The 6411-nt window shown below is 72.7% G+C and carries 6 protein-coding genes; all 6 read right to left on the bottom strand.

Features of this window, described 5'->3' with window-relative positions; all coding sequences use genetic code 11:
* Positions 1-1714 (bottom strand): right-handed parallel beta-helix repeat-containing protein (locus ACFVU7_RS07690; protein WP_388044626.1); only part of this gene is annotated, 1714 nt, incomplete at its 3' end.
* A 173-nt stretch (positions 1715-1887) separates the two neighbouring features.
* A complete protein-coding gene (locus tag ACFVU7_RS07685) occupies positions 1888-2577 on the bottom strand; it encodes an SDR family oxidoreductase (RefSeq protein WP_049658860.1) in 690 nt (229 codons plus the stop codon).
* A 13-nt stretch (positions 2578-2590) separates the two neighbouring features.
* Positions 2591-3115: a TIGR00730 family Rossman fold protein gene (locus ACFVU7_RS07680; protein WP_074001491.1), complete on the bottom strand. Its 525-nt coding sequence runs from the start codon at positions 3113-3115 to the stop codon at positions 2591-2593.
* A gap of 45 nt (positions 3116-3160) precedes the next feature.
* A complete protein-coding gene (locus ACFVU7_RS07675) occupies positions 3161-3718 on the bottom strand; it encodes a Uma2 family endonuclease (protein WP_049658858.1) in 558 nt (185 codons plus the stop codon).
* Between the two features lie 116 nt (positions 3719-3834).
* Complete coding sequence (mnmA, locus tag ACFVU7_RS07670; protein WP_049658857.1) at positions 3835-4971, bottom strand: tRNA 2-thiouridine(34) synthase MnmA; 1137 nt, start codon at positions 4969-4971, stop codon at positions 3835-3837.
* 88 nt (positions 4972-5059) lie between these two features.
* The gene (locus ACFVU7_RS07665) at positions 5060-6241 is read right to left on the bottom strand and encodes a cysteine desulfurase family protein (RefSeq protein WP_074001490.1); all 1182 of its coding nucleotides are present in this window, start codon (positions 6239-6241) and stop codon (positions 5060-5062) included.
* Positions 6242-6411 lie beyond the last annotated feature (170 nt).

Raw genomic sequence — 6411 nt, 5'->3', positions numbered from 1 at the left:
CGTTCATCGTCACGGCCGTCACGCCCTCCACCGGAACGCCCGCGACACCGGCCACCTGGAGGTCGACGGTGCCGTCCGCCGCCACGGCCTGCGCCGCCGGCACGCCGATCGGCTGACGGGTGTCCAGCAGCCGGGCCGGACCCTGGGCATGGAACAGCGAACCCTTCGGGCCGTAGTAGCCCGCCAGGTCGGCGACCAGGTGCACCGTGCCGCCGGAGGCGTTGTGGAAGGACACCTTGCCGTCCACCACCGGCACCGTCACCAGGTTCGAAACCGTACGCCCGGCTGGCCAGTTGAGGTTGGAGGTGTTCGGCACCGCGGCACCGTGCGGGTAGACGGTCAACCAGCCGTCGACCTGCGGATCGGTGACCGTCACGTTCATCGTCACGGCCGTCACGCCCTCCACCGGAACGCCCGCGACACCGGCCACCTGGAGGTCGACGGTGCCGTCCGCCGCCACGGCCTGCGCCGTCGGCACGCCGATCGGCTGACGGGTGTCCAGCAGCCGGGTCGGACCGGCCGGGGTGAAGGCGCTGCCGATGTCGAGCATCTCGTAGGCACCGCGGTCGCGGAAGCCGCTGCCCGTACCGGTGTTGGCGACCGTCGGGTCGTCCACCGGGGCCTGGCCGCCGCGGTCGGTCGGCAGCATGCCCGGAACGGTCTCGTCCGCCGAGTCGATCCGGTGGTCGACCGGGGCATCCGGGCCCTTCGGCACGTAGGTCAGGGCGACGAAGTCGTGCACGCCCTGGCCGCTGTTCGCGGTGAGCTGGTCCTGGGTGCCGAAGGCGGCGCCGGCCCAGCTGTAGGGCGCGCCGCCGCTGCGCGGGTCGATCAGGTTGTAGTCGACCTTGGTGCCCGCGGTGGCGTTCGCCCCGACGGTGATCCCGGTGGCGGCGGCCGGGGTGGCGCAGGCCGCGTTCTGGTTCTTCGCGGTGTTCACCACGTTGTTCTCGACCACCGCGCCGGTGGAGCCGCCGTCCAGCACGATCCCGGCGAAGCAGGACGAGGTGACGGTGTTGGCCACCACGACGGTGTTCGGCGCGTCCTTGACCAGGATCCCGGTCATGTCGGGCACGTAGTTGGCCTGGACCACGTTGGTGGTCAGGACGGTCCCGGTGGAGCCGCCGTCGACCTGGAGCAGCGGGCCGGGCGCGTAGCTGAAGTCGCCGCGGGCCCAGGTGACCTTGTCGGAGGCGTCGGTGATCCGGACGCCGCCGCCCGAGGCCGCGATGTTCGTGAAGGAGACGTCGTGCCCGCCGTCGACCACGACGGCCGGACGCTGGTTGCTCAGCACCGTCAGGTTCTCGAAGCGCAGGTGGTCGGCGCCCTTGACCACGATGGCGCTGTCCGGGTGGTTCGGCGCCCCGCCGCTGAGCGAGGCGACGCCGCCCGACGAGTACTGCTGGGCCTGGCTGCGGAAGGTGATCGGGGCGTCGGCGGTGCCGGAGCGGGTCACGGTCACCGCGGTGTCGACGTAGGACCCGGCCGCGATCTCGACGGTCTGCCCCGGCTGGACGACCGCCGCGGCGGCCGCGACGTGGCAGAACGGCGCCGACTGGGCGCCGCTGCCGCTGTCGGTGCAGTGCGCACCCGCGGCGTTGTTGACGTAGAGCGTGCCGCCTGCCGCGGCCGCGCTGCTCGCACCGACGGCCGGCAGACCGACCGTCCCTACGAGCAGCGCGCCGACGGTCAGCGCGGATCGGACTCTGGACACGAATCCCCCCTGGTCACAGCGATCTCAGATCGCTAGGCAACCCTCGCCGCCGGACATCCCGGGGAAGGGCGCGGACATCCTTCCACGGGCTGTTCGGTCGGTACCAGGAGATTTTTCCCGAACTCCGGTGGGCGCGCGGGGCGTCGGCCGTTGCCGGTGTCCCGCGCGGCGCGTCAGCGCCCCGGGCGGACGGTGATGTCGGTGATCTCCGCGTCGCGGGAGGCGTCGAGGGCGGCGAGGACCGCCTTGGCGACGGACTCCGGCTCGATCCAGCGGTCGGCGTCGTACTCCTTGCCCTCCTGCTGGTGCACCTTGACCTGCATCGCGGTGGCGGTGCGGCCGGGGTAGACGGAGGTGACCCGGACGCCGTTGGCGTGCTCCTCGTGGCGCAGCGCGTCGGCGAGCGCCTTGAGGCCGTGCTTGCTGGCCGCGTACGCCGACCACTCGGCGTGGGCGTTCAGGCCGGCGCCGGAGTTCACGAAGAGTACGTGGCCCTTGACCAGCCGGATCGACGGCAGCAGGAGGCGGGTCAGCTCGGCGGGGGCGACGAGGTTGACGTTGAGCGTCTCCTGCCAGGCCTTGGGGGTCAGGTCGCCGACCGGGCCGAGCTCGACGACGCCCGCGACGTGCAGGAGGGAGTCGAGCTCGACGGGCAGCTGCTGGTGGCCGAAGGCCCAGGAGAGCTTGCCCGGGTCGCCGAGGTCCCCGACGAGGGTGCGGGCCCCGGGGAAGCGCTCGCGCAGCTCGGCGGCCCGGCGGGCGTCGCGGGCGAGCAGCCAGAGCTCGTCCCCGCGCTCGGCGAGTCGCTCGGCGAGGACGGCGCCGATGCCGGAGCCGGCGCCGGTGATCAGATGTGCAGCCATGGACCCGATCCTCTCAGGCCTTGAGCTGGGCGAAGACCTCGGCGGGGGTGTCCGCGAAGGTGATCAGCTCGGCGAGCGGGCGCGGCAGGAAGCCCTCGGCGTCCATCCGCTCCATCTGGGTGCGCAGGCCGGAGTAGAAGCCCTCGGTGTCCAGCACGACCACCGGCTTGTCGAACATCCCGTGCTTCTTGAGCTCCAGCACCTCGGTCACCTCGTCCAGGGTGCCCAGCCCGCCCACCAGGACGACGATCGCGTCGGCCCGGGCCGCCAGCTCCGCCTTCCGCTCGGGGAGGTCGGCGGTCCACACCAGCTCGTCGGCGCCGACGTACGCCTTGTGCCTGAGCATCTCGACCATCACGCCGACCAGTCGGCCGCCGGCCGCCTTCACCTCGTCGGCGAGCAGCCCCATCAGCCCGGCGTTCGAGCCGCCCCACACCAGGGTGTGCCCGCCCTCCCCCAGGAGCCGGGCGAACTCGGCGGCGGGGGCGGAGTAGCGGTCGTCGAGCGAGTACGCGGAGCAGAAGACAGAGATATTCATAGTGTCGTCTGGTCTATCACGCCCCCTGCCCACCGCTCACCGCCATTACTCGGTGTACGGCACGAGCTTCGACAGGCTCAGGCTGAAGCCGAAGGGCTCCGGGATGGTGATCGCGTCGCCGAACTTCCGGTCGCTGCGGGTGTGGTAGCGGTCGTGGTTCGGCTCGGAGAACAGCGTCACCGTCTGCTGGCGCGGGTCCACGATCAGGTACAGCGGGATGCGCATCACGGCGTAGTCGTGCAGCTTGTCCATCCAGTCGTTGCCCGGGTTGGACGGCGAGACGATCTCCACGGCGATCAGGGCTTCGGCGGCAGGGGCTTTGTTACCCGGCTGGGAGAGGACGTCGAGGGGGAGGTAGGTCAGGTCCGGCTCACGCCCCTTGGAGACGTCCGGGCTGACGATCTCGCTCCGCTCGCTGGGAAGGTAGCCGTCAGGAGCGTGCTGCTCGAACTGCCTGCGCACCTGGGCCACGTTGAGCTGATGGATGTTGGACGGCGACGCCTGCATGATCAGCGTGTCTCCGGACCATTCGATCCGGACGCCTTCCGGGGTGATCCGCTCCAGCTCCTCGATGAACTCGCGGTGCTGCTCGTAGAAGGTCATGCCGTCCACTATGGCCGACCGGGCCGACATCTCACCCGCTGCCGGTCGGCCTGCCGACACCGGGATCCAGCCGGGCCTCTGCGTGGACAGGAGGCCCGGCCGCCGGCCGCTGCCGCTCAGGCGGTGACGGCCGGGCGCTCGGTGGTGGCGATGGTGGCGGAGCCGACGACGCGGGTGCCGTCGTAGAGGACCACGGCCTGGCCGGGGGCGATGCCGCGCACCGGGGTGTCCAGCCGCACCCGCAGTTCGCCGTCGACGACCGAGGCGCTCACCGGCACCTCCTCGCCGTGGGCGCGGAGCTGGGCGGTGTAGCGCCCGTCGGCGAGGGGCTCGGTGCCGCACCAGCGGGGGCGGATGGCGGTCAGCCCGGTGACGTCGAGGCCCTCGACCGGGCCGACCGTCACGGTGTTGTTCACCGGGGAGATGTCCAGGACGTAGCGCGGCTTGCCGTCGGCGGCCGGGCGGCCGATCCGCAGGCCCTTGCGCTGGCCGATGGTGAAGCCGTACGCGCCGTCGTGCTCGCCGAGCTTGGTGCCGTCGGCGTCGAGGATGTCGCCGGGCGCGGTGCCGAGGTGCTTGGCGAGGAAGCCCTGGGTGTCGCCGTCGGCGATGAAGCAGATGTCGTGGCTGTCGGGCTTCTTGGCGACGGCCAGGCCGCGGCGCTCGGCCTCGGCCCGGATCTCCTCCTTGGTGGTGTCACCGAGCGGGAAGAGCGAGTGGGCGAGCTGGTCGGCGTCGAGGACGCCGAGGACGTAGGACTGGTCCTTGGCGGAGTCGACGGCCCGGTGCAGTTCGCGCGCGCCGGAGGGCAGGTCGACGATCCGGGCGTAGTGGCCGGTGCAGACGGCGTCGAAGCCGAGGGCGACGGCCTTGTCCAGCAGCGCCGCGAACTTGATCTTCTCGTTGCAGCGCAGGCACGGGTTGGGCGTGCGCCCGGCCGCGTACTCGGCGACGAAGTCGTCGATGACGTCCTCGCGGAAGCGCTCGGCGAGGTCCCAGACGTAGAAGGGGATGCCGATCACGTCGGCCGCCCGCCAGGCGTCCCGGGAGTCCTCGATGGTGCAGCAGCCGCGCGCGCCGGTCCGGAAGGACTGCGGGTTGCTGGACAGCGCCAGGTGGACGCCGGTCACCTCGTGTCCGGCTTCGACGGCGCGGGCGGCGGCGACGGCGGAGTCGACTCCGCCGGACATCGCCGCGAGCACGCGCAGACGGCCGGTGGACGGAGTGGTCGGGGCACCCGGGAAGTCAGTCATGATGGCAACAAGGGTACGGGGTGGCCCGGCTGTTCCCGGAAGACGGGATCAGCGCCGGACGGCCGGGAACGGCGCCGCACGGCCGGGATCAGCGCCGGACGGAGGCCAGCCCGGCGTTGCGCGCCCGCTGCACCGCCGGCCCGATGGCCGCCGCCAGCGCCGTCACGTCCTCCCGCACCGAGGTGTGCCCGAGCGAGAACCGCAGCGACGCGCGCGCCAGCAGCGGGTCGACGCCCATCGCGAGCAGCACGTGGCTGGGTTGCGGCACCCCGGCGGAGCAGGCGGAGCCGGTCGAGCACTCGATGCCCTGGGCGTCCAGCAGCATCAGCAGGGCGTCGCCCTCGCAGCCGGGGAAGGAGAAGTGCGCGTTGGCGGGCAGCCGCCCGGCCGCGGACGGGTCGCCGTTGAGGATCGCGTCGGGGACGGCGTCCAGCACCGAGGCCACCAGTTCGTCCCGCAGCGCGCCCAGCGTGACGGTGTGCTCGGCCCGCCGTTCGACGGCGATCGCGGCGGCGGCCGCGAAGCCGGCCGCGCCGGGGGCGTCCAGGGTGCCGGAGCGCACGTCGCGCTCCTGCCCGCCGCCGTGCAGCAGCGGTACGGGCGCGGCGCCCCGGGAGAGCAGCAGCGCGCCGATGCCGAACGGGCCGCCGATCTTGTGTCCGGTGACGGTGAGCGCGGTGAGGCCGGATTCGGCGAAGGAGACCGGGACCTGACCGAGCGCCTGCACCGCGTCGGCGTGCACGGGGATGCCGTACTCGGCCGCCACGGCGGTCAGTTCGCGGACCGGCTGGACGGTGCCGACCTCGTTGTTGGCCCACATCACGGTGACCAGCGCCACCGACGCCGGGTCGCGTTCGATCGCGGACCGCAGTGCCTCGGGGTGCACCCGGCCGTGCTCGTCGACCGGCAGGTACTCGACGGCGGCGCCCTCGTGCTCGGAGAGCCAGTGCACCGCGTCCAGCACCGCGTGGTGCTCGACCGGGCTGCACAGCACCCGGGTGCGGGCCGGGTCGGCGTCCCGGCGGGCCCAGTACAGGCCCTTGACCGCGAGGTTGTCGGACTCGGTGCCGCCGCCGGTGAGCACGATCTCGCTGGGGCGGGCGCCCAGCGACTCGGCCAGCGACTCCCGGGACTCCTCGACCACCCGGCGGGCCCGGCGGCCGGCCGCGTGCAGGGCCGAGGCGTTGCCGACCACCCCCAGGTGCGCCGTCATCGCGGCGATCGCCTCGGGCAGCATCGGCGTGGTCGCCGCATGGTCCAGGTATGGCATAACCATCCGATTGTAGAGCGCCGCACGGGGCGGGGTTCCGGCCCGGGGCACCGATCCAGCCACCGCCCGCACGGGCCGGACGCACCACGGCCGGACGGCCGCGTCCGGTACTGGTTTGTACCACTGAGCCACCCAGCGGTTAGCCTGACGCCACCAGTCAGCCGGATCCA

Origin of the sequence: Kitasatospora sp. NPDC058046 (genome assembly GCF_042885595.1) — a bacterium.
In the GTDB taxonomy this organism is placed as follows: domain Bacteria; phylum Actinomycetota; class Actinomycetes; order Streptomycetales; family Streptomycetaceae; genus Kitasatospora.
This window is presented reverse-complemented; position numbering and strand designations above follow the sequence as displayed.